Source organism: Streptomyces sp. MK7, assembly GCF_032658145.1.
GTDB classification, from domain to species: domain Bacteria; phylum Actinomycetota; class Actinomycetes; order Streptomycetales; family Streptomycetaceae; genus Streptomyces; species Streptomyces spiralis.
The window spans coordinates 33,287-55,696 of the sequence record NZ_JAVACL010000015.1 but is presented as its reverse complement, the minus strand read 5'-3'; the positions used below and the strand labels follow the sequence as shown (position 1 = coordinate 55,696).

General features: G+C 70.9%; 20 protein-coding genes and 1 pseudogene. 8 read left to right on the top strand and 13 right to left on the bottom strand.

Annotated elements, in window-relative coordinates; translation table 11 throughout:
- Positions 1-17: 17 nt before the first annotated feature.
- The 3 genes and pseudogenes from R2S09_RS18460 to R2S09_RS18450 all read right to left on the bottom strand — a co-directional run bounded on the left by R2S09_RS18460 (position 18) and on the right by R2S09_RS18450 (position 2,522).
- Positions 18-1,079: a sugar ABC transporter substrate-binding protein gene (locus R2S09_RS18460; protein ID WP_316742115.1), complete on the bottom strand. Its 1,062-nt coding sequence runs from the start codon at positions 1,077-1,079 to the stop codon at positions 18-20.
- Positions 1,080-1,875: 796 nt separating this feature from the next.
- Positions 1,876-2,180 (bottom strand): annotated as a pseudogene (locus R2S09_RS18455) (EamA family transporter); the annotation flags it as partial.
- Positions 2,181-2,255: 75 nt separating this feature from the next.
- Positions 2,256-2,522, bottom strand: a complete 267-nt coding sequence (locus tag R2S09_RS18450) for a YciI family protein (RefSeq protein WP_306190907.1) — start codon at positions 2,520-2,522, stop codon at positions 2,256-2,258.
- 103 nt (positions 2,523-2,625) lie between these two features.
- Between R2S09_RS18450 and R2S09_RS18445 the strand changes: the two genes are divergently transcribed.
- Positions 2,626-3,516 (top strand): LysR family transcriptional regulator, encoded by an 891-nt coding sequence (locus R2S09_RS18445; RefSeq protein ID WP_316742113.1) that lies wholly within the window; start codon positions 2,626-2,628, stop codon positions 3,514-3,516.
- 347 nt (positions 3,517-3,863) lie between these two features.
- Here the strand turns inward: R2S09_RS18445 and R2S09_RS18440 are convergent, their stop codons facing one another.
- The 4 genes from R2S09_RS18440 to R2S09_RS18425 form a co-directional block, all read right to left on the bottom strand.
- Complete coding sequence (locus R2S09_RS18440) at positions 3,864-4,478, bottom strand: FMN reductase (protein ID WP_316742111.1); 615 nt, start codon at positions 4,476-4,478, stop codon at positions 3,864-3,866.
- On the bottom strand, positions 4,475-5,602 hold the full coding sequence (locus tag R2S09_RS18435; protein ID WP_316742108.1) for an LLM class flavin-dependent oxidoreductase: 1,128 nt from the start codon (positions 5,600-5,602) through the stop codon (positions 4,475-4,477). The genes R2S09_RS18440 and R2S09_RS18435 overlap by 4 nt, the downstream gene beginning before the upstream one ends.
- Positions 5,603-5,851: 249 nt before the next feature.
- Positions 5,852-6,721 (bottom strand): LysR family transcriptional regulator, encoded by an 870-nt coding sequence (locus R2S09_RS18430; RefSeq protein WP_316742106.1) that lies wholly within the window; start codon positions 6,719-6,721, stop codon positions 5,852-5,854.
- 99 nt (positions 6,722-6,820) lie between these two features.
- The gene (locus R2S09_RS18425; protein WP_306190902.1) at positions 6,821-7,399 is read right to left on the bottom strand and encodes a Dps family protein; all 579 of its coding nucleotides are present in this window, start codon (positions 7,397-7,399) and stop codon (positions 6,821-6,823) included.
- Positions 7,400-7,637: 238 nt separating this feature from the next.
- Between R2S09_RS18425 and R2S09_RS18420 the strand changes: the two genes are divergently transcribed.
- Both R2S09_RS18420 and R2S09_RS18415 read left to right on the top strand, forming a co-directional pair.
- The gene (locus tag R2S09_RS18420; RefSeq protein WP_316742105.1) at positions 7,638-7,922 is read left to right on the top strand and encodes a hypothetical protein; all 285 of its coding nucleotides are present in this window, start codon (positions 7,638-7,640) and stop codon (positions 7,920-7,922) included.
- A gap of 50 nt (positions 7,923-7,972) precedes the next feature.
- Positions 7,973-9,100 carry a low temperature requirement protein A gene (locus tag R2S09_RS18415; protein WP_316742104.1) on the top strand — a complete coding sequence of 376 codons (1,128 nt, stop codon included), beginning with the start codon at positions 7,973-7,975 and terminating at the stop codon, positions 9,098-9,100.
- A 124-nt stretch (positions 9,101-9,224) separates the two neighbouring features.
- On the opposite strand, the gene R2S09_RS18410 is transcribed toward R2S09_RS18415, so the two are convergent.
- A complete protein-coding gene (locus tag R2S09_RS18410; RefSeq protein ID WP_316742102.1) occupies positions 9,225-10,196 on the bottom strand; it encodes an alpha/beta hydrolase in 972 nt (323 codons plus the stop codon).
- A 385-nt stretch (positions 10,197-10,581) separates the two neighbouring features.
- Here R2S09_RS18410 and R2S09_RS18405 point away from each other — a divergent pair, with 385 nt between their 5' ends.
- The 5 genes from R2S09_RS18405 (at position 10,582) to R2S09_RS18385 (ending at position 15,827) form a co-directional block, all read left to right on the top strand.
- A complete protein-coding gene (locus R2S09_RS18405; protein WP_399144111.1) occupies positions 10,582-12,468 on the top strand; it encodes an amidohydrolase in 1,887 nt (628 codons plus the stop codon).
- Positions 12,469-12,618: 150 nt separating this feature from the next.
- Positions 12,619-13,281, top strand: a complete 663-nt coding sequence (locus R2S09_RS18400) for a hydrolase (RefSeq protein ID WP_306190897.1) — start codon at positions 12,619-12,621, stop codon at positions 13,279-13,281.
- A 56-nt stretch (positions 13,282-13,337) separates the two neighbouring features.
- The gene (locus tag R2S09_RS18395; protein WP_316742100.1) at positions 13,338-13,862 is read left to right on the top strand and encodes a DoxX family protein; all 525 of its coding nucleotides are present in this window, start codon (positions 13,338-13,340) and stop codon (positions 13,860-13,862) included.
- Positions 13,843-14,580 (top strand): YoaK family protein, encoded by a 738-nt coding sequence (locus R2S09_RS18390; protein ID WP_306190895.1) that lies wholly within the window; start codon positions 13,843-13,845, stop codon positions 14,578-14,580. The genes R2S09_RS18395 and R2S09_RS18390 overlap by 20 nt, the downstream gene beginning before the upstream one ends.
- Before the next feature lie 353 nt (positions 14,581-14,933).
- Positions 14,934-15,827: a hypothetical protein gene (locus R2S09_RS18385; RefSeq protein ID WP_316742099.1), complete on the top strand. Its 894-nt coding sequence runs from the start codon at positions 14,934-14,936 to the stop codon at positions 15,825-15,827.
- On the opposite strand, the gene R2S09_RS18380 is transcribed toward R2S09_RS18385, so the two are convergent.
- From R2S09_RS18380 to R2S09_RS18360, 5 genes are all read right to left on the bottom strand, one after another.
- The gene (locus R2S09_RS18380) at positions 15,824-16,063 is read right to left on the bottom strand and encodes a WhiB family transcriptional regulator (RefSeq protein WP_316742235.1); all 240 of its coding nucleotides are present in this window, start codon (positions 16,061-16,063) and stop codon (positions 15,824-15,826) included. The two genes, R2S09_RS18385 and R2S09_RS18380, sit on opposite strands and share 4 nt — an antisense overlap.
- 189 nt (positions 16,064-16,252) lie before the next feature.
- Positions 16,253-17,959, bottom strand: a complete 1,707-nt coding sequence (locus R2S09_RS18375; RefSeq protein ID WP_316742097.1) for an ATP-binding cassette domain-containing protein — start codon at positions 17,957-17,959, stop codon at positions 16,253-16,255.
- Complete coding sequence (locus tag R2S09_RS18370) at positions 17,956-19,722, bottom strand: ATP-binding cassette domain-containing protein (protein WP_316742095.1); 1,767 nt, start codon at positions 19,720-19,722, stop codon at positions 17,956-17,958. The genes R2S09_RS18375 and R2S09_RS18370 overlap by 4 nt, the downstream gene beginning before the upstream one ends.
- Positions 19,719-20,999, bottom strand: coding sequence for a cytochrome d ubiquinol oxidase subunit II (locus tag R2S09_RS18365; protein ID WP_316742093.1), 1,281 nt, complete (start codon positions 20,997-20,999; stop codon positions 19,719-19,721). The genes R2S09_RS18370 and R2S09_RS18365 overlap by 4 nt, the downstream gene beginning before the upstream one ends.
- On the bottom strand, positions 20,992-22,356 hold the full coding sequence (locus R2S09_RS18360; RefSeq protein WP_316742092.1) for a cytochrome ubiquinol oxidase subunit I: 1,365 nt from the start codon (positions 22,354-22,356) through the stop codon (positions 20,992-20,994). Before R2S09_RS18360 ends, R2S09_RS18365 begins: the two co-directional genes overlap by 8 nt.
- Positions 22,357-22,410: the final 54 nt, after the last annotated feature.

Below are 22,410 nucleotides of genomic sequence, written 5' to 3'. Positions count from 1 at the left end.
CGGTGGTGGGCGTGGTGTCAGCCGAGGTTGTTGCCCCACAGCGACTTGTCGTCGCTCTTGATGCTGGATACGCCGCCGTAGGTGCCGCCGTCGGCGGTGACGAGCGGAGCCGAGAGCTGGTCCTCCAGCAGCCCGTCGCGGACCTTGACGATGGCGCTGTTGTGGTCGGTCCTGCCGGGCTGGAACGTCTTCCCGTCGATCGCGGCCTTCAGGTAGTACAGGGCGTACTTGGCGTAGAGGTCGGCCGGTTGGGAGACGGTGGCGTCGATCCGTCCGGCGGCGATGTCCTTCAGCTCCTCGGGAATGCCGTCGTTGGAGACGATGAAGACGTGTTTCTTGTTCTCCGGGTCCACCAGCAGGCCCCTCTGCTTGAGGACCTGAAGGGTGCCGGACAGGGCGAAGCTGGACTGCATGTAGATGCCCTTGATGTCCGGGTTGGCGGTCAGGTCCGTCTGCAGCTTCTGCGCGGCGACGGCGCCGTCCCAGTTCGTGGCCTCGCCGAACACCTTGATGCCGGGGTAGTTCTTCTTCATGCAGTCGTTGAACGCCTCGGTACGGTCACGGCCGTTGATGGAGGACAGGTCGCCCTGGAGCATGACGACCTTGCCCTTGCCGCCGAGCTTGGTGCCCAGGTACTGGCAGGCCTTCTCGCCGTACGCGCGGTTGTCGGCGCGGACGACCATGAAGACCTTGCCGGTGTCGGGGCGGGTGTCGACCGTGACGACCGGGATCTTCTTCGCCTCCAGCTGCGACAGGGTGGGCGCGATGGCCGCGGTGTCCTGCGGGGCCATCGCTATGCCCTTGACGCCCTGGCTGATGAACGTCTGGGCGTTGGCGGTGAGCTTGGCGACATCGTTCTGCGAGTTGGTGGTCTTGAGCGAGAGGCCGAGCTGCTTGCCGTACTCCGGTGTGTACTTGATGTACGAGTTCCAGAAGTCGGTGTCGGAACGCGGGTAGTCGACACCGACCAGCGGCGTGCCGTTGGACGACGCCGCGGTGCCGGAGCCGTTGCAGGCGGTGAGCAGCGCCAGTGCGGAGAGGACGGAGGCGGTGGAGCAGAGGGCTGTTCTGAGTCTCATCGGGCATTCCTCGCGCTTGTCCCGGAGCGGGAGATGGTTCGCAGGGCGACAGCCGTGTGCCGCCGCATCGAAGAGATGGGATGTATGTATAGGCGGCGACTGAGGGGCCTGTCTAGGTCCCGGGCAAAGTTCCTGTAAGAGAGGGGGTACGGAACCCGTCGCGGTGACCGGCGGGTTGAATCAATCCCATCAATGAGGAGTATCTGCAAGGCGCCGACGGCCCCCCATGTCGAGCTCGTTCGACAGTCGCCAGTTCCTGGCCGCCCGTCACAGGTGCAGCGGCGGCAGCCGTCGCGGGCGGCGGCCTGGGGGCCGGCGTCGCCCAGGCGGCACCGAGTTCATACACCCCCGTACGAACCGGTCGCACCAACGCGACGCGCCGCGGAAGGGGCGCGCCAGGGCGGCGCGCCCCTATGGAGCGCAGCGGGCGACCCGGCCGCTCGCACACGTGGTGCCGGCAGCCCCGTGGGGTCACGTCGGCGCGGCCCGGCCGCCACGACCGTCTGGGCGGGGTCGGTGATGTCGAGCGCCACGTGCCTCGCGCCCGCCACCGAGTGGATCGCACGCGACGGCCTTCCGGCCGCCTTCGGGAACATGCCAGTCGGCAACGGCGGCCGGGCGCCGGTGGTGTGACGACAGGTCAGGGGCTCTCTCGGGCCGCGGCTCCCGGCCGCGACCGAAGCCGACCGGGAGCCGTCCGCCCGGGAGCGCGACACCGTCACACCGGCGAGGCACAGCAGGCCACCCACCAGGATCAGCGCCTCCGGCGCCTCGCCGAGCAGCAGCCATGACGAGGGCCTGCCGGCGTCCGTCCGTCGCTCGCCCCAGTTCAGGGCAACCATGCGGAACCCGAACGGCAGCAGGCCGGACAGCGGGATTCCGCGCCAGGCGGACCTGGGTGGCAGCCCTTCCCACCGTACGGCCGAGATGACGCTCAGAGGTGAGGGCACCCGGGGCAGGCCGGCCGAGCGCCGGCGCGCCCGGCGAGTACGCGGTTCCCGCGCTGCGGATCGCCACGAAGGCGGAGGCCCACAGCACGACGGCGACAGCGGCGGCGCCGTTGGCGAGCATCTGTGGACGGCTTCTGGCGGCGTTCGTCATGCTCCCGAAGCCGAGACCTCTTCGCCGGGGCGACGTCGGGTCGTTGAGCGGTTCGGCCGGCGCGCCGCCGCATCTTCAGGGGGATGGCGTCCAGCTGGGTTCGAACCGCAGGATCTCGGCGGTGGCCGCGCCCTGCGTGACAAACGGGTCGGAAGCGACGGCCGCCTCGATCTCCGACGGCTCGCCGTCCGCGATGATCAACCCGCCGGTACGGGGCTCCAACGGTCCGGCGTAGCGCACCATCCCCTTCGCGAACACACCGTCGGGGTTGGCGTAGTGGGCGTCCTTGAGCGCGTCGATGGTGTCCAGGGGCGCGTGGTACTTGAGCACGATCACATACATGCCTCAAGTCAAAGGCAGGCCGCTCCGACAGCGCCAAGTCCGGCTTCGTGACCCGCCTATAGGCTGGCACCTATGGCCGGTGATCAGGGTGGGTGGGCGGGGCATGGATGAGCTCTCCGGCGTGGAGTTGCGGCACCTGCGGTACTTCGCCGCTGTCGCCGAGGCCGGCACCGTCACCGAGGCGGCCCGGCGGTTGCGCATCGCCCAGCCCAGCCTCAGCCAGCAGATCCGGCTGCTGGAGCGACGCATCGGCAGGGAGCTCTTCCGCCGTCTGCCCCAGGGGATGGAACTGACCGGCGCCGGGCGGCTGCTGCTGGGCGGCGTCAACCGGGCGCTCGGCGAGCTGAGTTCGTCGATCTCGGCAGCACGCGCCGAAGCCCCGACGGTGACCGTCGGGGTGTGCCGGGGCGTGCCGCGTGCCGTGCTCGCCACAGCCGAGCGGGCCATCACGCTCGGCCGGCCGCTGCGACTCGCCTACGAGCGGATCGACTCCCGGCTGCAAGGCGATCGGCTGCGCGCGGGCACCCTGGCCCTCGGCATTCTGCGCATGCCCGTGACTGCCTCGGGCCTCCAGCTGTGCACACTCAACGACGAGCCGCTCGGCGTCGTGCTGCACGCCGGCCACCCCCTCGCCGGCCGACCGGAACTGACCTGGTCCGAACTGCGCGGCCAGCGATTGCTCTGGTTTCCTTCGGAACGAGCCCCTGGCTTTGCGGCCGCCGTCCTCACGCGCCTGCGCGAGCACGGGTGGACTCCTGACACGGTTTCCGACGATCACGGCAGCCATACGCTGTTCCGCCACCGGCTCATCAGCGAGGACGCTCTCGTCGCGCTCCGGCCCCGCAGCGGCTCGGCCGCTGACCCGGACCTCGTCTGGCGCCCCGTCGGACCGGAGCCGCCCCATGAACGGCTGGTGCTGGCGGCGGCTGCCGGCACCCCCTGGGGCCAGTACCTGGCAACAGAGAGCAAGGCGGCTGACGGTCTGCCGGCGTGACGGCGGCCATCACCACCGCCACCCTTCTCCGCCCGGCGCTGAGACCGCTCGGGTGCCGCCCGGCCGTGACGAGCCGGCTCGCTTCCGTGACCGATGGGGCCGATGAGAACGAGGAGTCAGCGCCGCTGCCGTCGGCCACAGCCGCCCTCGCCGCGGTCCCGGCCGCTCGGCTGCGCGGCGCGCTGTCCCGCCTCGGCCGCCCTGACTCGGCCTGGCGCGTGGTGGTGGGGCCGCAGGTGTGCAACCGGGGCGACCAGTCCTGGTCGGCCGGATGCCGAAGCCCGCGAAGCCGTGGAGGACGTTGGCCCTCGTGCGCCGTTGGCTGACCGGGATGCCATGGGGCGCGCTCAGTCGAAGCGCAGATCGGAGAGCTGCTTCCTGGCCAAGGTGAGGTCGTCCTCGGGCAGGGGATCGGCGGCTCTGGCGACCAGGATCGAGGCCATCTCCCGGCCCGCCCGGCGTATGCGCGCGGGCAGGCCCTCGGTGTGCGCGTCGCTGCCTGAACCCCAGTCCTCCGACGCCGCGTACACGCCGGTCGGGAGGACCACGGTCCGCAGGTAGGTGAAGAGCGGGCGCAGCGCGTGTTCCAGCACGAGAGAGTGACGGGGAGTGCCACCCGTCGCTCCGATCAGGACCGGCTTGCCCGTGAGGGCGCCCGGATCGATCAGATCGAAGAAGGACTTGAACAGCCCGCTGTACGAGGCGCTGAACACCGGTGTCACGGTGACCAGGCCGTCGGCGCTCGTCACCGCTTCGATCGTGTCGGCCAGCTGCGGTGGGGGGAACCCGGTGACGAGGTTGTTGGCGATGGCGACAGCCAGGGGGCGCAACTCGATGACCTCCACGTCCGCCTTGTGGCCCTGATCGGCGAGCTCGTCGCGGACGGTGTCGGTGAGACGGTCCGCCAGCAGGCGGGTGGAGGAGGGGGTGCTCAGGCCCGCGGATACGGCGACGAGCTTCATGCGGCGGTCGTCCCTTCCGAAGCGGCTGCCGAAGCGGCTGCCGGAGTGGCTTCCGCAGTCGCCGCGAGCAAGGACTGGTGGGTCGGCGCCTCCGGCGCGTCCGCCGGGCGTCCGACGGCGAACTCCTTGCGCAGTACTGGTACGACCTCCTCGCCGAGCATGTCGATCTGCTCCAGGACGGTCTTCAGCGGCAGCCCGGCGTGGTCCATCAGGAACAGCTGGCGCTGGTAGTCGCCGGCGTACTCGCGGAAGGTGAGCGTCTTCTCGATGACCTGCTGCGGGGAGCCGACGGTCAGCGGCGTCTGGGCCGTGAAGTCCTCCAGGGAGGGTCCATGGCCGTAGACCGGCGCGACATCGAAGTAGGGGCGGAACTCGCGCACCGCGTCCTGGGAGTTCCTCCGCATGAACACCTGGCCGCCGAGGCCGACGATCGCCTGCTCGGGCGTGCCGTGCCCGTAGTGGGCGTAGCGGGTCCGGTACAGCTCGACCATCCGCTTGGTGTGGTCGGCGGGCCAGAAGATGTTGTTGTGGAAGAAGCCGTCGCCGTAGTACGCGGCCAGTTCGGCGATCTCCGGGGAGCGGATGGAGCCGTGCCAGACGAAGGGCGGTACGCCGTCCAGCGGGCGGGGCGTGGAGGTGAAGCCCTGCAGGGGGGTGCGGAACTTGCCCTCCCAGTCCACGACGTCCTCGCGCCACAGGCGGTGCAGCAGGCTGTAGTTCTCGATGGCGAGGTTGATGCCCTGCCGTATGTCCTGCCCGAACCAGGGATAGACCGGGCCGGTGTTGCCGCGGCCCATCATCAGGTCCACCCGGCCGTCGGCCAGGTGCTGGAGCATCGCGTAGTCCTCGGCGATCTTCACCGGGTCGTTGGTGGTGATGAGGGTGGTGGCGGTGGAGAGGACCAGCTTGTCCGTCTTCGCCGCTATGTAGCCGAGCATCGTGGTCGGCGACGAGGGTACGAACGGTGGGTTGTGGTGCTCGCCGGTGGCGAAGACGTCGAGTCCGACCTCCTCGGCCTTCTGGGCGATCGCGACCATGGCCTTGATGCGCTCGTGCTCGGTCGGGGTCCGTCCCGTGGTGGGGTCCGGTGTGACGTCGCCGACGCTGAAGATCCCGAATTGCAAGGTTCCTCCGGTTGTCCGGTGATCGAGTGGTTCTCGAACGGTAGAAGTTCACCGCGCGGCCAGGATGACCGTGCGTGCACGGCAAGTGGTCCCACAGCGTTCCTCTCGGGATGCCCTCATCATGGGAGCAGAGGTGCTGAGTCCTGAGCCGCCGTGCGTTCGCGGGCAGGAGAAGGCACGCGGTCCGGCACGACGTTCGGCGCGGTGACGGCGTGACGGCCGGGAGGACGAGCGGCGTTCCCGCTTCGGTCAGGTGATGTGGCGCAGCAGCGCGGCGACCGCCGGGGGTGCTTCGCCGGGCGGCCGTACCACCATGATCTTCCAGGTCGGTGCGTACCGGTCGAACCGGTACTGGGACAGATCGGGGAAGCGGTCCGCGATCGACTTGGGCATGATGCAGACGCCCAGGTCGCCCCGGACCAGTTCGGCCGCCGCGCCGATGTCGTTCACCTCGAACGTCGTGCTGCGGTCGACGCCCGCGGCCCGGAAGGCCCGGTCGACCGCGTAGCGGATGGCCCAGCCGGGTGTGAAGTCCACCAGGGGCAACCGGGCGATGTCGGCGAGCCGGACCTCGCCGTTCGGCGTGGCCCCGGCGAGTACCCGCCGGGGCGCCGCCAGCAGCACCATGTCCTCGCGGGACAGCAGCCGGGTCGCGAGCCCGCGCTGCTGCTGGCGGTCCAGCGCGACCACGGCCAGGTCCACCGTGCCGTCGCGCAGTGCCTGCCGGATGTCGGCGACGGCCGCCTGCCGCAGGTGCACGACCACGCCCGGATGCTCGGCACGCAGCGCGGCCAGGGCGTGGTGGAGTCCGGCCCACACCCCCTGCATCGTGCCGACCGTCACCCGCCCGCGCAGCTGCCCCCGTACGGCGTCGACGGCCTCCCGTGCCAGCTCGGCGGCCCGGAGCGTCGCGCGTGCGGCGGGGACGAACGCCTCGCCGGCCGGGGTGAGGGCGACGCGGTGTGTGGTGCGGTCGAACAAGGGGGTGCCCAGTTCGCGTTCGAGGGCGCGGACCGTGCTGGACACGGCGGACTGGACCACGTGCAGCCGCCGTGCTGCCGCCGTGAAACCGCCCGCGTCGGCCACCGCGACGACGACCTCCATCTGCCGCAGATCCATCATCCGCTCCCGGTCAAGCAGCGCTGGCTTCGATCTCCGCTGCATCGTATGCGGACGGCAGGGCTCACATCGGCCGGGACAGTGACCGCAGACCGTCGGTCAGGCACGCACCAGCGGTGTGTCGACCAGATGCTCGGCCAGGAACCACGCCTGCCGTTCGCCGGTCCTGATCACTTGCGAGACCAGCAGGTCGATGGTGCCGTCGTCACCGCACTCTGCGGTCCGGGCGGTGGCGTCGTGGGCGTCGATGAGGATGGTCTCGTGGGCCTCCAGCAGCCGGGACAGCATGGCCGGCACCTCCTCCACCCCGTCCGGGGGCCGCGGGATCGACGTGATCTCGGCGACGTGCCGCGGATCTCCCACCGCCACGCCGCCCAGCGACTGGACGCGTTCGGCGATGGTGTCGATGATCTCCAGCTGTTCACCCGCGTGCTTGTCCAGGACCAGGTGCAGCTGGTAGAAGGTGGCGCCCCGCATCAGCCAGTGGTGCTTCTTGTAGAGGCCGTAGAGGATCTGCGTGTCCGCGAGGACCTTGTTCAGGCGCTGGCATGAGTACATGCGCGCCTCGTAGGACAGGGCGACCGGGAACTGCTTGACGGTCCCGAACTCCTGGATCACCTCGCCCTTCTGGTGCAGCCAGGGCTGGCTGCTGTGGACGGATGGGGGGTTGGTGGTCATGGTCCGCCTCCTGCGGTGCCGTGTTGTTCGTACTGCGGTGACGCTAGGTGCCTGGTCGAGGCATGGCTTGACCCGCAGTGCATGCGGTGCCGCCTGCCCGCGCACTGAGTCCGGCGCTGGTGCCGGGCGTTCGCTCTCGGACAAGCCTCCGTGCGCCGGCGGACTCGGGCGGTTCTCCGGCAGCTCTACCGTCGGCGGGACGACCCATGGCCGGAGGGCCGGCGGAACGAGGAGAGGCATGAGTACGGACGAGCAGGCGGACGTGGTGGTCCTCGTGCTGGGGGAGGGCGGCGGGTACGTCGCCGACACGCCGGCCGAAGCGGGACTGGACGTGGTGGTCGAGGACGCCGGCCGGGGCGTGCCGGCCGGTGCGGCCTCGGCGGGGCCGGCGGGCGGGGAGGTGTCGTACGGGCTGAGCGCGGCCGTCCACGCGGCGGTACCCGTCGACCGGCTTCGGCACATGATCTACACCTGTCCCGCCTTCCACCGGGCGATCGAGGCGGCCCCGGGAGCCCTCCACTGAACCGCGTCCCGACCCTGCGGGCGGACCCGGGAGCCAGGCGGCGGCGCACCATGGTGGGCCGCGACCCCGGCGAGCCGCACCGGTCCGCCACCTCGCTGGAGCTCTTCTTCGACCTGTGCTTCGTGGTCGCGGTGGCGCAGGCGTCCACGAGCCTGCGCGGGGCACTGACGGAAGGGGACTACGCCGGCGGTGGGCTGCGCTTCTCGCTGGTCTTCTTCACCATCTGGTGGGCGTGGATGAACTTCACGTGGTTCGCCTCCGCCTACGACCCGGACGACGTCCCGTACCGGCTGACGGTGCTGGTGCAGATCACGGGATCGCTCGTCCTGGCCGCCGGAGTGCGCCGCGCGTTCGAGGACGGGGATCTGCACGTCATCACGCTCGGGTACCTCGTGCTGCGGACGGCGCTCGCCGCGCTGTGGTTGCGTGCCGCCCTGTCCGATCCCGCTCGGCGGAGCACCACGCTCCGCTTCGCCGCGGGAGTGACGGCATGCCAATTCGGCTGGGTGGGACTGCTCTTCGTCCCGGCGTCGGTGCGGCTGGGCGGCATCGTGGTGATGATCGCGGCTGAGGTCGCCGTTCCCGTGTGGGCGCAGTCCGCCGGGATGACGCCCTGGCATCCGCGTCACATCGCCGAGCGCTACGAACTGTTCACCCTCATCGTCCTCGGCGAGTCCGTAGCGGCCGCCACCGTCGCCGTCCGCAGCGCCTTCGACCGGCATCACGGCACCGGTTCGCTCTATGTGCTGGCGGCCGGCGGACTGCTCATGGCCTACGCCATGTGGTGGCTGTACTTCGCCCGGCCCGCGCACACGCTGCTCGCCACGACACACCAGGTCGACCGCAGGAGATTCCCCTGGGCGTACGGTCACTACCTGATCTTCGCCTCGGCCACCGCCGAGGGCGCCGGCCTGGCCGCGTACGCCGATCACGTCACACGGCACACCGGGACCTCACCGGCCGCGGCCGGCGCCGCGGTCACTGGGCCGGCGGCCGTCTTCCTGATGACGGTCTGGATGGTGCACCTGCGGCCACACCGACAGCGCGTGGCCGAACGCGTTCTGTTTCCCCTCGCCGCGGCCGGTGTCCTGGCGGCCGCCTGGTCCCCGGCGCCCGCGCTCGTCGCCGGTGTGGTTCTGGCGAGCCTGGTCGCTGTGGTCACGGTGCCGCGTCGGTGACCGGGGCCGGCGCGGGGTCCCGCCCTGATCCATGACGAAAGGGCCGCGCGGACGGACGCCGTGAAGGGAGTCCGTCCGCACGGCCCCGCGTCGCACCGCTCGGGTCTGGGCGCGGAGCGCGCTGTCAGCCGGCGTGCAGCGCGCTGCGCAGGGTGCCGGTGGCCAGCGTGATGGCGGCCTCGGCGGCGTGGGTCTCGCGCAGGGCGTTGAGCATGACGAAGTCGTGGATGATGCCCTGGAAGCGCACGGCGGTGACCGGGACGCCGGCCTCGCGCAGCTTGTTGGCGTAGGCCTCGCCCTCGTCGCGGAGCACGTCGGCCTCACCGGTGATCACCAGGGCGGGAGGCAGGCCGGTGAGCTGCTCGGTGGTGGCGCGCAGCGGGGAGGCGGTGATCTGGGCGCGCTCGGCCTCGTCGCTCGTGTACTGGTCCCAGAACCACTGCATGCCGTCACGGCGCAGGAAGTAGCCGGTGGCGAACTGGTGGTAGGAGCCGGTGCCGAAGTTCGCGTCGGTCACCGGGTAGAACAGCACCTGCTGGAGGAGCGGGAGGCCGCCGCGTTCCTTCGCCATCAGGGTCAGCGCGGCGGTCATGTTGCCGCCGACGGAGTCGCCGGCCACCGCCAGCCGGGAGCCGTCCAGGCCCTTGGCAGCGCCCTGCTCGACGACCCACTTCGCGACCGTGTAGTTCTGCTCGATGGCGACGGGGTAGCGGACCTCGGGTGACAGGTCGTACTCGGGGAACACCACGGCGGCGTTCGCGCCCACGGCGAGTTCGCGCACCAGGCGGTCGTGTGTGTGGGCGTTGCCGAACACCCAGCCCGCGCCGTGGATGTAGAGGATCACCGGCAGGGTCCCCTCGGCGCTGGCGGGCTTGACGACGCGGGCCCGGACACTGCCCGTCGGACCGCCGTCGACGGTGATCCACTCCTCGTCGATCCGCGGCTTGGCGATCTCACCGGACTGCACCTCGTCGACCGCCTTGCGGCCCTCCGCCGGGGGCAGGTCGAAGAGGTAGGGCGGGTTGGCGGTGGCCTCGGCGAACGCGGCCGCGGCCGGCTCCAGGACCGGCTGAACCGGCTCTACGGCGTCGGACATGTGTGTCTCCCCAGATCATGTGGCGTGGCGCGCCGGGCGCGCGGGCGCGGTGAGTCGACTTCCGCATCAGACCCAGGGATCTGATGAGTCGTCGATCCCCACGCTAAGCCGCTTCCGGTGACGGCGATCGTCCACGAGTGCACGGGAGTTGTCCTCAAAGTGCACGGACCGTCAGTGCACTGTCGGAACGCGTCCGGTGCACTGCCGGGACATAGGGACGCTTCGGCTCGAAATAGCCTGGCGGTGCAGCAGTCGAGGCGCCGGGGGCGGGGCCTGTGCAGTGCACGGCAGCCCGCCCCGGAATGCGGACCCGCCGCTGTCGACGCACACGGAAGTCGATGCAGACGCATGCGACGCCGTTCATCCCGCAGGAGGTTGCCGAAAGGTGTCCACGATGCCGGTCGGTGGGCTGGTTCCCCGCGCCACCGACAACGCCGCGGACCTGGTCGTCCGCAACGCGAAGATCCACACCTCGGACCCGGTCCGCCCGCAGGCCGAGGCGCTCGCCGTCCGCGACGGTGTCATCACGGTCGTCGGCGACGACAACGACGTCGCACCCCACGTCGGCCCGGACACGAAGGTGGTCGACGCGCTCGGCCGCCGGATGGTTTCCGGCCTCAACGACGCGCATCTGCATGTCATCCGGGGCGGGCTCAACTACGTACTGGAGCTGCGCTGGGACGGCGTCCCCACACTGCGCCAGGGCCTGGCCATGCTGCGCGAGCAGGCCGCCCGCACCCCCAAGGGCCAGTGGGTGCGGGTGGTGGGCGGATGGTCGGCCGAGCAGTTCGCCGAACGGCGGCTGCCGACCGTCGCCGAACTGAACGCCGCCGCGCCGGACACCCCGGTGTTCGTCCTGCACCTGTACCAGGCGGCGGTGCTCAACCGGGCGGCTCTCAAGGCCGCCGGCTTCACCCGGGACACCCCCGACCCCAAGGGCGGCCAGATCGTACGGGGCCGGGACGGTGAGCCGACGGGCATGCTGCTGGCCGCCCCCAGCGCCCTCATCCTCTACTCGACCCTGGCCAAGGCCCCGGTCCTGGAGGGCGAGGACAGGAAGACCTCCACCCGTCATTTCCTGCGGGAACTGAACAGGTTCGGCCTCACGTCGGCGATCGACGCGGCCGGAGGGTTCCAGAACTTCCCCGACAACTACAGCACGGTCGTGGAACTGGCGAAGGCCGGTCAGCTGTCGCTGCGCATCGCCTATCACCTCTTCCCGCAGACCGCAGGTCAGGAAATCGACGATCTCACCCGCTGGATCGAGATGGCCCGCCCCGAGGACGGGGACGAATGGCTGCGCCTCAACGGTGCGGGCGAGAATCTGACGTGGGCGGCGGCGGACTTCGAGAACTTCGCCGAGCCACGCCCGCAACTGGGCGACTACGAGGCGGAATTCGAGAAGGCCGTACGCCTGCTCATGGAAAATGGCTGGGGTTTCCGGCTGCACGCCACCTATGACGAGACCATCCGCCGGGATCTGGCGGTCTTCGAGAAGCTCGCCGCGGAAGGGCTCTTCCCGGCCGGCAACCGGTGGCTGTTCGACCACGCGGAGACCGTCTCCGCGGACAGCCTCGACCGCATCGCCGCCCTCGGCGGCGCGATGTCCGTGCAGAACCGGCTGTCCTTCCAGGGTGAGGCGTTCGTACGCCGCTACGGCCCCGGTGCCGCCGCGGACGCCCCTCCGGTCCGGGCCATGCTGGAGCGCGGCCTGACCGTCGGCGCCGGCACCGACGCGACCCGGGTCTCCACCTACAACCCGTGGGTCGCCCTGCACTGGCTCGTCACCGGCCGCACCGTCGGCGACCTGGTCGTCCGCCCGCCGCACAACCGGGTCGACCGGCGAACCGCGCTGGCGATGTTCACCGAGGCGGGTGCCGCGCTGACCGGGGAGACGAGCGTCAAGGGCGTCCTGCGTCCGGGCTTCCTCGGTGACCTGGCCGTCCTGTCCGAGGACTACTTCACCGTGCCCGAGCCGGACATCGCGCACATCGAGTCCCTGCTGACGGTCGTCGGCGGCCGGATCGTCTACGCCAGCGCCGAGTACGCGGGCCTGGACGAGGAACTGCCGCCGGTCAGCCCCGAGTGGAGCCCGGTGGCGCACTTCGGCGGCTACCAGGCCACACCCGGTACGGGCCTGTCGGGCGCCCGCCAGGCCGAACTGCTCGGCCAGGCCGTCGCCGAGTCGGAGCAGCACCGCCAGTGGCGTGTCCGCCGCGGCCTCACCCCCGGGCCCGCGAGCACGTTCTTCGACCCCTGCTTCTCCCTCTGAACCGCAGCTCTCTCCCCGACCTCCCGGGAGGGGCACGGTCACGAGCCGCCCCTCCCGGGACGCCACCCCGACTCGCACCGCCCACCGCGCGGTCGCGTTCGACAGCGGACGCCCGTCCGCGATCACCACACACATGGAAAGGCCACCGTCATGGTCAACGTCTCCGAGGTCACCGCGGCCCCCAGCCCCGACCTGCTCACCCCGGACAACTGCGCGGTGCTGTTCATCGACCACCAGCCGCAGATGTTCTTCGGCACCGGCAGCGGCGACCGCACCGCGATCATCAACTCGACCGTGGGCCTGGCGAAGGCCGCCAGGGCGTTCGACGTGCCGGTCGTGCTGAGCACCGTGGCCGCCGAGTCCTTCTCCGGCCCGATCATGCCGCAGCTGCCCGAGGTCTTCCCCGACCGGAAGATCATCGACCGCACCACGATGAACGCCTGGGAGGACGTCGACTTCGTCGAGGCGGTCAAGGCCACCGGCCGTAAGAAGCTGGTCATCGCCGGCCTGTGGACCGAGGTCTGTGTCGTCCTGCCCGTGCTCTCCGCCCTCGCGCAGGGCTACGAGGTCTACGTGGTCACCGACGCGTCCGGCGGCGTCAGCCCCCAGGCCCACGAGCACGCCGTCCAGCGCATGGTCCAGGGCGGCGCGGTCCCGGTGACCTGGGTGCAGGTGCTGCTGGAGCTCCAGCGCGACTGGGCTCGCGGCGAGACCTACATGTCGGTCATGGACGTGGTGAAGGAGCACGCCGGCGCCTACGGCCTCGGCGTGGTCTACGCGCAGGCCGTCATCGGCGCCCACGCCGCCGGCTGATCCCCGCACCTTCGTAGGGCAGTCACGGACAGAGTGTCAGGAACAGGCAGGAGAAGATGAACGCTGGACTGCTGGTCCTCCGGCTGGTGACGGGACTCCTCGTCGCCGGTCACGGAGTTCAGAAGGTGAGCTACCGGCTGGGAGGCCACGGCTTGGCGGGCGGGACGGAGGAGTTCCGCCACGACGGGTTCCGCGGCGGTCGGCTGACCGCGATCGTCGCGGGTGCCAGTCAGATCGGTGCCGGCCTGTTCCTGACCGCCGGACTGCTCACTCCCCTGGCCGCGATGGCCGCCATGGGGGTGATGACGGTCGCGGGCACGGTCAAACGGCCCAAGGGGCTGTGGGTGCAGAACGACGGCTACGAATACCCGATGGTCCTCGTCGTCGTCTCCGCGGCGCTGGCCCTCACCGGGCCCGGCCGGTGGTCGCTCGACCAGGCGCTGGGCATCACGCCCTGGCCGCTGTGGGTCGTCCTCCCCGCGGTCGTGGCCGGCCCGGTGAGCGGACTGCTCACCCGCGTCGTGCTGCACCGTCCCCCCGCCGCAACGGAAAGGAAGCGGTATGCGCAGGCTGCTGAATGACGCGGCACGCACACTTGTACCGAGAGGAGAGGACCGCCACGGCCCGCTGCCTCCCCTGATGCTGACGCTGACGGTGGTCACCGGCCTGGTCGACGCGGTGAGCTATCTGGCGCTCGGGCACGTCTTCGTCGCCAACATGACGGGCAACGTGGTGTTTCTCGGATTCGCGCTGGTGGGCGCCGCGAACCTCTCCGCGCTCGCCTCCATCGTCGCGCTGGCGGCGTTCCTCCTCGGCGCGCTCGCCGGGGGCAGGATCGGCACCCGGTTCGCGACGCACCGCGCAAACCTGCTGAAGACGGCCACCGCCGTGCAGACGGTCCTGGTCGCCGTCACCGTGGCCGCCGCCATGGTCACCGACGGGCGGGTCACCACCGGGGTCCAGTACACCCTGATCGTGTTCCTCGGGCTCGGCATGGGGCTGCAGAACGCGGTCGCCCGACGCCTCGGCGTCCCGGATCTCACCACGACCGTGCTCACCCTGACCCTGACCGGGCTGGCCGCGGACTCCACCCCCGCCGGCGGTGCGGCGCCACGGCCCGGCCGCCGGATCCTGTCCGTGCTGGCGATGCTCCTCGGCGCCTTCGTCGGGGCCCAATTGGTGCTGCACGGCCACCTCGTGCTCACCCTCGGCCTGGCCCTGCTGCTCCTCGCGGTCACCTCGGTGACCACCCACCGCCTCTCGGCCGGCGACCCGGCCTGGACAAGGCCACCGTCCTGAGAGCAGGGACCGCCTGCCCCACGGGACGCGCACCGGATGCGCCTGAGCCCCCTGATCCAGGGGGCTCAGGCGCATTCCGTCTCGCACCAGTTCGACCGGCACGAGCGGGTGACCTGCACCTTCACGATGCACAGTGCTCAGTGGTGGTCAAGTCGAAGAGGAAGGGTAGGGCCCCTACCGACCACGGCTGTCATACGGGTGGAGGGTACGCATGGAAGCGGCTGACCTGGCATCGGTCGTCATGCAGATGATCAGCGGCCTGGCAACGAGCGCGGGCACCAGCGTGGGAACGGCAGCCGGCGAGGAGGTGTCCCGACTGGTCAGGGACCGGCTCCGCGAATCTCAAGAAGGCCGTGCGGCACTGGCGCAACTCGATCAGGAGCCAGCCCGGATCATCCGAAGCGGAAAGCCGGGTGCGGTCGGTCCTGACAGGGGCTCTCGCCGACGATCCGGCCTTTGCGATGCGGCTGGAGACCGCTGCGACACAGAACACGCTCCATGCGGGCAGGGATGTGACCGTACAGACGGTCAGCGTCAGCAGCAGCACCGTGAAGGGCACCATCAACATCGGTCCGTTGACGATCACGAAATCACGCGGCGCATACCTTGCTCTCATCGCTGCCGTCATCGTGCTGGCCTCATTACTTGCCTTGGGTGCATATGGCACGGTGCAAGCGATCAGCATCAACGACTCACCGGCCACGCGCCCCACCGAATCGACCACTGCCCCGGAGGCCGAAAAAGAGCCCGAACTGGAGCCGATCAGGACCAGGAACGTCGCGAAGGTGGTCATGCCCGACCAGTCCGCCCTGCCTGCCGGCTGGTCGGCAAACGAACCCTATTGGGAGGAAGACCCGCTCTCCGGCAGCATAGAACTCACGGGGCCCGAGTACGGCATCACCCTGGACATGGACTTCTTCGGGACGGCAGCCTCGGCCTCGAAGCAACTCAACCGCTCGGACATCCTGTCGGCGTGGGACATCGATCAGGGCAGCGTCAAATCCCTGGCGATGCCGAAGATCGGTGACGAGAGCATGGCCCTCATCGACCACGCCCCCTCTGGCGGCCAGGTGGGGATGGTCGCCGCGGCCCGGGTCGGCACCGTCGTGTGCCAGCTGGCGTCGTGGGGCACCCCCAAGCCCGCCGATCACGCCGACGAGGTCCTCGCTTTCACCCGGATGTGTATTCAGCGCGCCAGACAGGGCCAGCAGGGGAGGACGCCGGATGCGGTCGTGGAGTCAGGCTAAGAGTTGGTCGCGTGGTGACTGTGGCGTTCCGCCTCCGTACAGCCGCCCCATACGCCGTAAGGCTCGCGAGAGGCCTCGGCGAAGAGAGCACAGGGAGAGCTGACCGGGCAGGTCCGGCAGATCGCACGTGCCGATTCCTCGCGCCGCCGGCGTGCAAGGCCCCGCTCACCGTGGGGCGAGAAGAAGACGGAGCTGTCCATGCCGCGGCATGCGGCGTCGGCTTGCCACTTCCACATTTCGAGAATGGGTTTGGTCCGTATCTTCACGAAAACCTCCGCTCGGTGTGCCCCTCGTCGTTCGTTTCACGGTCCTGTCGGTAAGGTAGCGACGTCTGAAATCGGTACTTGCCGTCCACTGCACCAAGGAATGCCTCTCGGTGCACCGTTCGTCCCTCGAGGCTGAATTCGAGAAGGCCTTACGCCTGGTCATGGAAAGCGGCGGAGCCGTCGGCGTGGGTGCTCCGGCTGATCCACGATCGCCGCCCGGGGAGTGAGCTCCAGCCGCAGGACCTGGGTGGCGGCGAAGGGCATCAGGTCGTCGTGCCGGTCCGGTAGGGCGATCACCAGGGCGCTGTCCGGCAGGGCGCGACGCACGCCCGTCAGCATCCGCGCCGCCGTGGGCGCGTCGAGGCCGGTCGTCGGCTCGTCGAGCAGGAGGACCGCCGGTGTCCGCAGGACCGCTCTCGCGATCACCAGGCGGCGTCGCTGACCCTGTGAGAGCGCACGGCCCAGGGGGCCCGTCGGGGTGTCGAGAGGCAGCCGCTCCAAGGCCGCAGCCGTCAGCGCGGCCCGAAGCGCGTCGTCGTCCGCGTCCGGGGCGGCCTGCCGGAGGTTCTCGGCGATCGTAGCGTCGGCGATCCAGTCCTCTGCCTCGACGAGGGTGAGGCGATCGGCGATCGCACGGGCGGGCAGGGACTCGACCGGGAGGCCGTCGAGCAGCACCGACCCGGGAGCGGCGGGGGAGATGCGCCCCGCCAGCGTCTCCAACAGGGTGCTTTTGCCGCTGCCGTTGGGTCCGGTCACCATGACGACGCTGCCGTGCTCGATCACCGCGGACCACCCGGTGCGGTCGTCGCCGACGCCCACGGGCAGGTGGCGGGCCACCAGGGGCGCTCCTGCCGCGCCCGCGAGCGGCGACTTCCACGGGGACATGGTCGGCGCCTCGTCCGGGAGGACGCGGTGCGCCAGGTCCGTCAGCCGCAGGGCGGCTTCGGCGGCCAGACCGTGGTCGCGGAGCACCTGAGGGAGCGCCTCCATCAGCTCGTACGCGGCCGCGACCAGCAGCACCTCGCCGATGGCGTCGGCAGCCGGCTGGGTGAGGACAGGACCGGACAGAGCCAGGACCAGGACCGCCGTCTGGCCGGCCACGGCCGGCAACCGCAGCAGCAGCTTGGACCGGCGCATCAGCGAATCCGCCGCGGCCTCGGCCCGCCGGGCTCGGCCGACCTCGTGCGCGACCTGCTCCCGGACCAGGTCGACCGCCTCCAGGCAGCGCAGTTCCGGAAGAGCCGAGCGCGCGCTGAGCAGCCCCGTACGGGCAGCGGCCCAGGCTTCCGCGGCCGTCCGCTGATGGCCGCGGGTCCGCCGCTCGGCGGTCACTGCCGTGGCCGCGGAGAGCACGAGCAGCAGCAGTTCGGCCGCACCCGACGGCCAACTCGCCGCCATCAGCAGAGTGACGACGACGGTGGCGGTCAGGCCGATCCCGGCCAGCGGCGGGACGACCTGGCCGGCCATCCCGCCCACCGCGCCGACGTCGCCGGTGAGCCGGCCCATCAGGGCGCCGTCACGGTGGGTGCGCAGTTCGCGTGCGGGCACGGTGGTCGCGGCGCGGACCAGCCGTGAACGCAGTGAGAGGGTCGCACCGAGCAGAGCGCCATGGCTGACCAGGCGCTCCGTGTAGCGCAGACCGGTGCGGCCCAGGGCGAGAGCGCGGACCGTCCCCGACGGATACATCCACGACCAGGTGGTGTTCGCCTGCGCGGTGACCACCGCGCAGGAGGTCAGGAACCAGCCGGAAACCCCCAGCAGACCGGCGGCACACAGTTCGGCCGTCCCGGCGAGCACCGCCGCGAACAGCAGGTCGCGGCGTGCCCGGTGGTCCGCCGTGGTCCACAGCAGCCTGAACGCGGTCACAGCGTCTCCCTGATCCGGGACACCCGTCCCTGGCTCAACCGCACGATGCCGTCGGCGGTGTCGAGGAGTGCCGGGCTGTGTGTCGTCAGCAGCACGGTGCGGGTGCGCGCCAGTGTCCGGATGGCGCCGATGATCCGGGCCTCGCCGTCCGGGTCCAGATGGGCGGTGGGTTCGTCCAGGCACAGCAGCGGAGTGTCGTGGAGGAGAGCCCGGACCAGGACCAGTTGCTGCGTCTGCCCGGAGGACAGCCCCCAGCCGCGCTCGCCGACCGGGGTCGCCAGTCCCTGGGGGAGCGTGTTCAGCAGGTCCTCGAAGCCCAGTGCCGCGAACGCCGCGGTCAGCTGCTCGTCGTCGGCGCCGCGCCGCGCCAGCAGCAGGTTGTCGCGCAGTGTGCCCGGGAGGAGGTAGGAGGGCTGTCCGGCCCATGCCGTCCTGGTCGGTGAGGCGGGCAGGGCCGCGGAACCGATGGTGTGCAGGCACCGCCCGCGGTCCGGTTCGCGCAGACCTGCCGCCACGGAGAGCAGGGTTGTCTTTCCGGCGCCGCTGGGCCCGTTGACGGCCACGACGGAACCCGGCCGCACGGTCAGGGTGACGTCGGTCAGGGCCGCGTCGTCGCGATCCGGGTACCGGACCGTCACCTCCTCCAGGAGCACACCGGCCGGGCTCGGCGGGCGCACGGCGTGCACGCGGGCCGGCGGGCCGCCGGCCGGTGTGACGGCGGTCCGGTCGATGATCTCCGCGATCAGCTCGGCCGCCGCGGAGGCCTCGGCACGGGCGTGGTAGCCGCGGGCCAGTTCCCTGGCGGGCGCGAAGTACGCCGGGGTCAGGACGAGGACGAACAGCGCGGTCCCCAGGCTCATGGTGGACGGGACCACCGGCAGGTCGAGGTAGCCCAGCAGGGCGAGCCCGCAGTACGTGGCGACGACGGCCATGGCCACGGTGATGAGGAGTTCGATCCAGGCGGTCGAGAGGAAGGCGACCCGCAGCACGGCGTTGGTGCGCCTGGCCAGTTCCCTGTCGGCTGCCTCGGTCGCGCGTACCGCTTGCGCACCGGCTCCGAGGCCGACGAGCGTGGGCAGTCCGCGCAACTGGTCCAGCAGATGGGTGCTCAGCCTCCGGGTCGCGCCGAGCTGGGCGTGTACGGCGGCACGGGTGCCCATGCCGATCACCTTCAGGTTGAACGGCAGCAGCGGGGTCGCCAGCACCAGCATCAGCGCGACGGCCCAACTGCCCACCAGGACAGCGGCCAGAATGATCCCGCTGCCCAGCAGCATCGCCCGCCGGGCGGGGACGTACGTCGTCAGCCATGGGCTCAGCCGGCCCACCTCGCTGTCCAGCGCCTCACCGAGAGCGGCGTCGGACACCTCCTCGGCGGGCGCGCCCGTGGACGGGAGTGCGGACAGCAGCAGGCGAGCGCGCAGGTGATCCTGAACGGCGGCCGCCCCGTCCTCGGCGACCCGGTCGGCCGCCGCGAGCAGAACCGCGCGCAGCAGCAGCCCGACGGCGACCGGAGCCGCACCGGAGAGCACCGGAGCCAGGGCCACAGCACCGTGCGGGGCGCGCAGTGCGGCCCGCGCCGTCCAGCCCAGCCCCGCCGCCCACAGCACATGCCCCGCGGCCGCCAGCCCGCGCAGGGTGCCGGCTCGCCGGAACGCGGGTTCGCCGACCGCCGCCCATAGGGTGAGCAGACCCGCCGCCCGCTGCCGCCGTTCGTCGTCCCGGCCGAGGCGGTCGAGATGGTCGGGGATGCCGGTCACGGTCACTGTTCGGCTGCCTGGAGGTCGAACTCGCCGACGGCCGCCGAGCGGCGGTCGGACCGGATCCACACGGCCAGCGCGGTCGACGCGAACACGAAGACACCGACCGGCCCGATCCACACCCGCACGCCACCGAAGACGTCCTGCGAGACGGCGGCCACCCCGACGGCCAGAAGGGTCAGGAGCACGCGCCGGGCGACGACGACCGCCCATGGACCGTCGCCTGCGGCCGGGACCACCGCCGCGGGCTGCCCCGAGGCAGCCGCGGTGCCGGACGGCCGGCCGGCCTCGGCGGTGGTGGCCGGTGGCCGGGCGAACTTCCCGCGGAAGACCCACCACGCGTAGATGTTGTAGGTCAGGACGACCGGCATGCACCCGCCCACCCCGATGAGCAGGAACAGCTGCGAGCCGTGCGGGCCTGCGGCCGCGTGCACGGTCAGGCCGGGCGGGACGACGACGGGTGCGGTGACGGCGACGAGCGCGAGCAGGCCCGCGGCCTCCGTACCGGCCACGGCGGCGAACGGACGCCAGTCGGGCCGGCGGCCGAAGCCGTACCAGGCGATCGCCGCGCAGACCACGGCCACCGCCACCGCGAGGCCGAACAGGGACGCGCGGAGCGGCTGGTCGAGCCGCAGGGGCTGCGGGTCGGCGAGCCGGAGTCCGGATCCCAGGACCAGGCCGGCCACCGCGACCGCCAGGATCAGCGGCCGCCCCAGCCGGCCCGCCCACGCGTGGGCGGTCCCCGTCGTCTTGTCCTGCAGCCACGCGGCGCCCGCCAGCAGATACACGGCCACCAGCCCCAGGGCGCACAGCACGCTGTAGGGCGTCAGCCAGTCCCAGGTGCCCCCGGTGAACACCCCGCCGCGGTGCGGCAGTCCGGACAGTACGGCGCCGATCACGAGGCCCTGGCACAACGTGGCCACCAGCGATGCGAGCCCGAAGACGAGGCCCCAGCCGCGCCGGTAGCCGGAGGCGGCGCTCTGCAGCTCGATGGCCGTGCCCCGCAGCACGATGGCGAGCAGCATGAGGATGAGCGGCAGATAGACGCCGGGCAGCACCGTGGCGTAGACACCGGGCAGGCCCGCCCACAGCACGACACCCGCCAGGACGATCCAGCTCTCGTTGGCGTCCCAGGCGGTCGCGATCAGCTCGTTGTACTCCTTGCGCCGCCGGTCGTCGCGGTCGAACAGACTCAGGATGCCGATGCCCAGGTCGTAGCCGTCGAGCAGGACGTAGGCGCCGAGTGCGAACAAGACCAAGGCGTATGACGTGTACTCAAGCATGGCTGGTCTCCGAGGGGTGGACGGTGGTGCCGGCGTCGGCGACCAGGTGCTCGGGGCCGGTGCGCACCGTGCGGACGATGTAGCGGATCCACAGCCCGAGCAGCAGCGCGTAGACGGCGACGAAGCCGGCGAGGCCGGCGATCGCCGCGCCGAGGGAGAGGTGGGAGACGGCGTCACTGGTGCGGATCAGGCCGTAGACCACCCAGGGCTGCCGGCCGGTCTCGGCGGTGATCCAGCCGCCGCTGATGGCCACGACACCGGCGGGCGCCATCCAGACCATCAGCCGGTGGAACCTCCGGGCGGTGTACAGCCTGCCGCGCAGCCGCAGCACCAGTCCGGCGAAGGCCATGCCGAACATCGCCAGGGCGGTGAAGTACATCGCCCGGAAGCCGTAGAAGGCGGACCACATGTTGGGGCGGTCGTTCTCGGGTGTCTGCAGCAGTCCGGGGACCTGCGCCTTTCCGGAGAGGTCCTTGCCGATGACGGCGCCCAGGTGCGGGATCTCGACGTGGAACCTGTTCTCGCCGTGGTCCGCATCGGGCACCACGAGCAGGTTGTAGCCGTTGTTGTCGGTCTTCCAGTTGCCTTCGAAGGCCTGAAGTTTCGCCGGCTGGTGGACGCCCATGAACGCGGCGGTGGCGTCGCCCACGTACAGCTGCACGGGCATCAGGATCGCCAGTACTCCCAGGGCGATGGACAGGGTGCGACGGGCGAAGGGCAGTGCTCGCTGCTTGACGAGGTACCAGGCGGCGACCCCGCCGATGAACCAACCGGCGCTGATCAGCACCGCGAGCAGGATGTGCGGGTACCGGTAGGCGAACGCCGGGTTGAACAGCACGTGCCACCAGTTGCTCGCCCGGAACTGGCCGTCGACCTCGGTGAAGCCGGCCGGGTCCTGCATCCAGCTGTTGGCGGACAGGATCCAGGTCGTGGACAGCAGGGTGCCGACGACGAGCATCCAGCAGGCCAGCGCCATGGTCCGTGGGCGTACCCGGCCGTCGCCGTACAGCATGATGCCGATGAACCCGGCCTCCAGGAAGAAGGCCGTGATGACCTCCATGCCGATCGTGACACCGAGGATCGGTCCGACCGCGTGGGCGTAGCTTCCCCAGTTGAGGCCGAACTCGAAGGTCATGACAGTACCGGCGACCACGCCGAGTCCGAATCCGACCGCGAATATCTTCTTCCAGAAACGGAAGATCTGCAGGTACAGCGGATTCCCGGTCCTGAGGTGGACCGTGTACATCACGGCCAGGAAGACGGAGAGACCGACGGTCAGTGCGGGAAAGCTCATGTGAAAGACGGCGGTGATGGCGAACTGCCATCGCGAGATCTCCACCACTGCGGGCGATGCCATGGTGTTTCCCCTTGGTCGAACGAGTCCTGATGGCACCGTAGGACCGGTGGGCGG

Coding starts and splice junctions, on each gene's coding strand:
- R2S09_RS18460 (WP_316742115.1), bottom strand. CDS start 1,079: ATGAGACTCAGAACAGCCCTCTGCTCCACCGCCTCCGTCCTCTCCGCA.
- R2S09_RS18450 (WP_306190907.1), bottom strand. CDS start 2,522: ATGTATGTGATCGTGCTCAAGTACCACGCGCCCCTGGACACCATCGAC.
- R2S09_RS18445 (WP_316742113.1), top strand. CDS start 2,626: ATGGATGAGCTCTCCGGCGTGGAGTTGCGGCACCTGCGGTACTTCGCC.
- R2S09_RS18440 (WP_316742111.1), bottom strand. CDS start 4,478: ATGAAGCTCGTCGCCGTATCCGCGGGCCTGAGCACCCCCTCCTCCACC.
- R2S09_RS18430 (WP_316742106.1), bottom strand. CDS start 6,721: ATGGATCTGCGGCAGATGGAGGTCGTCGTCGCGGTGGCCGACGCGGGC.
- R2S09_RS18425 (WP_306190902.1), bottom strand. CDS start 7,399: ATGACCACCAACCCCCCATCCGTCCACAGCAGCCAGCCCTGGCTGCAC.
- R2S09_RS18420 (WP_316742105.1), top strand. CDS start 7,638: ATGAGTACGGACGAGCAGGCGGACGTGGTGGTCCTCGTGCTGGGGGAG.
- R2S09_RS18415 (WP_316742104.1), top strand. CDS start 7,973: ATGGTGGGCCGCGACCCCGGCGAGCCGCACCGGTCCGCCACCTCGCTG.
- R2S09_RS18410 (WP_316742102.1), bottom strand. CDS start 10,196: ATGTCCGACGCCGTAGAGCCGGTTCAGCCGGTCCTGGAGCCGGCCGCG.
- R2S09_RS18400 (WP_306190897.1), top strand. CDS start 12,619: ATGGTCAACGTCTCCGAGGTCACCGCGGCCCCCAGCCCCGACCTGCTC.
- R2S09_RS18395 (WP_316742100.1), top strand. CDS start 13,338: ATGAACGCTGGACTGCTGGTCCTCCGGCTGGTGACGGGACTCCTCGTC.
- R2S09_RS18390 (WP_306190895.1), top strand. CDS start 13,843: ATGCGCAGGCTGCTGAATGACGCGGCACGCACACTTGTACCGAGAGGA.
- R2S09_RS18380 (WP_316742235.1), bottom strand. CDS start 16,063: ATGTGGAAGTGGCAAGCCGACGCCGCATGCCGCGGCATGGACAGCTCC.
- R2S09_RS18365 (WP_316742093.1), bottom strand. CDS start 20,999: ATGCTTGAGTACACGTCATACGCCTTGGTCTTGTTCGCACTCGGCGCC.
- R2S09_RS18360 (WP_316742092.1), bottom strand. CDS start 22,356: ATGGCATCGCCCGCAGTGGTGGAGATCTCGCGATGGCAGTTCGCCATC.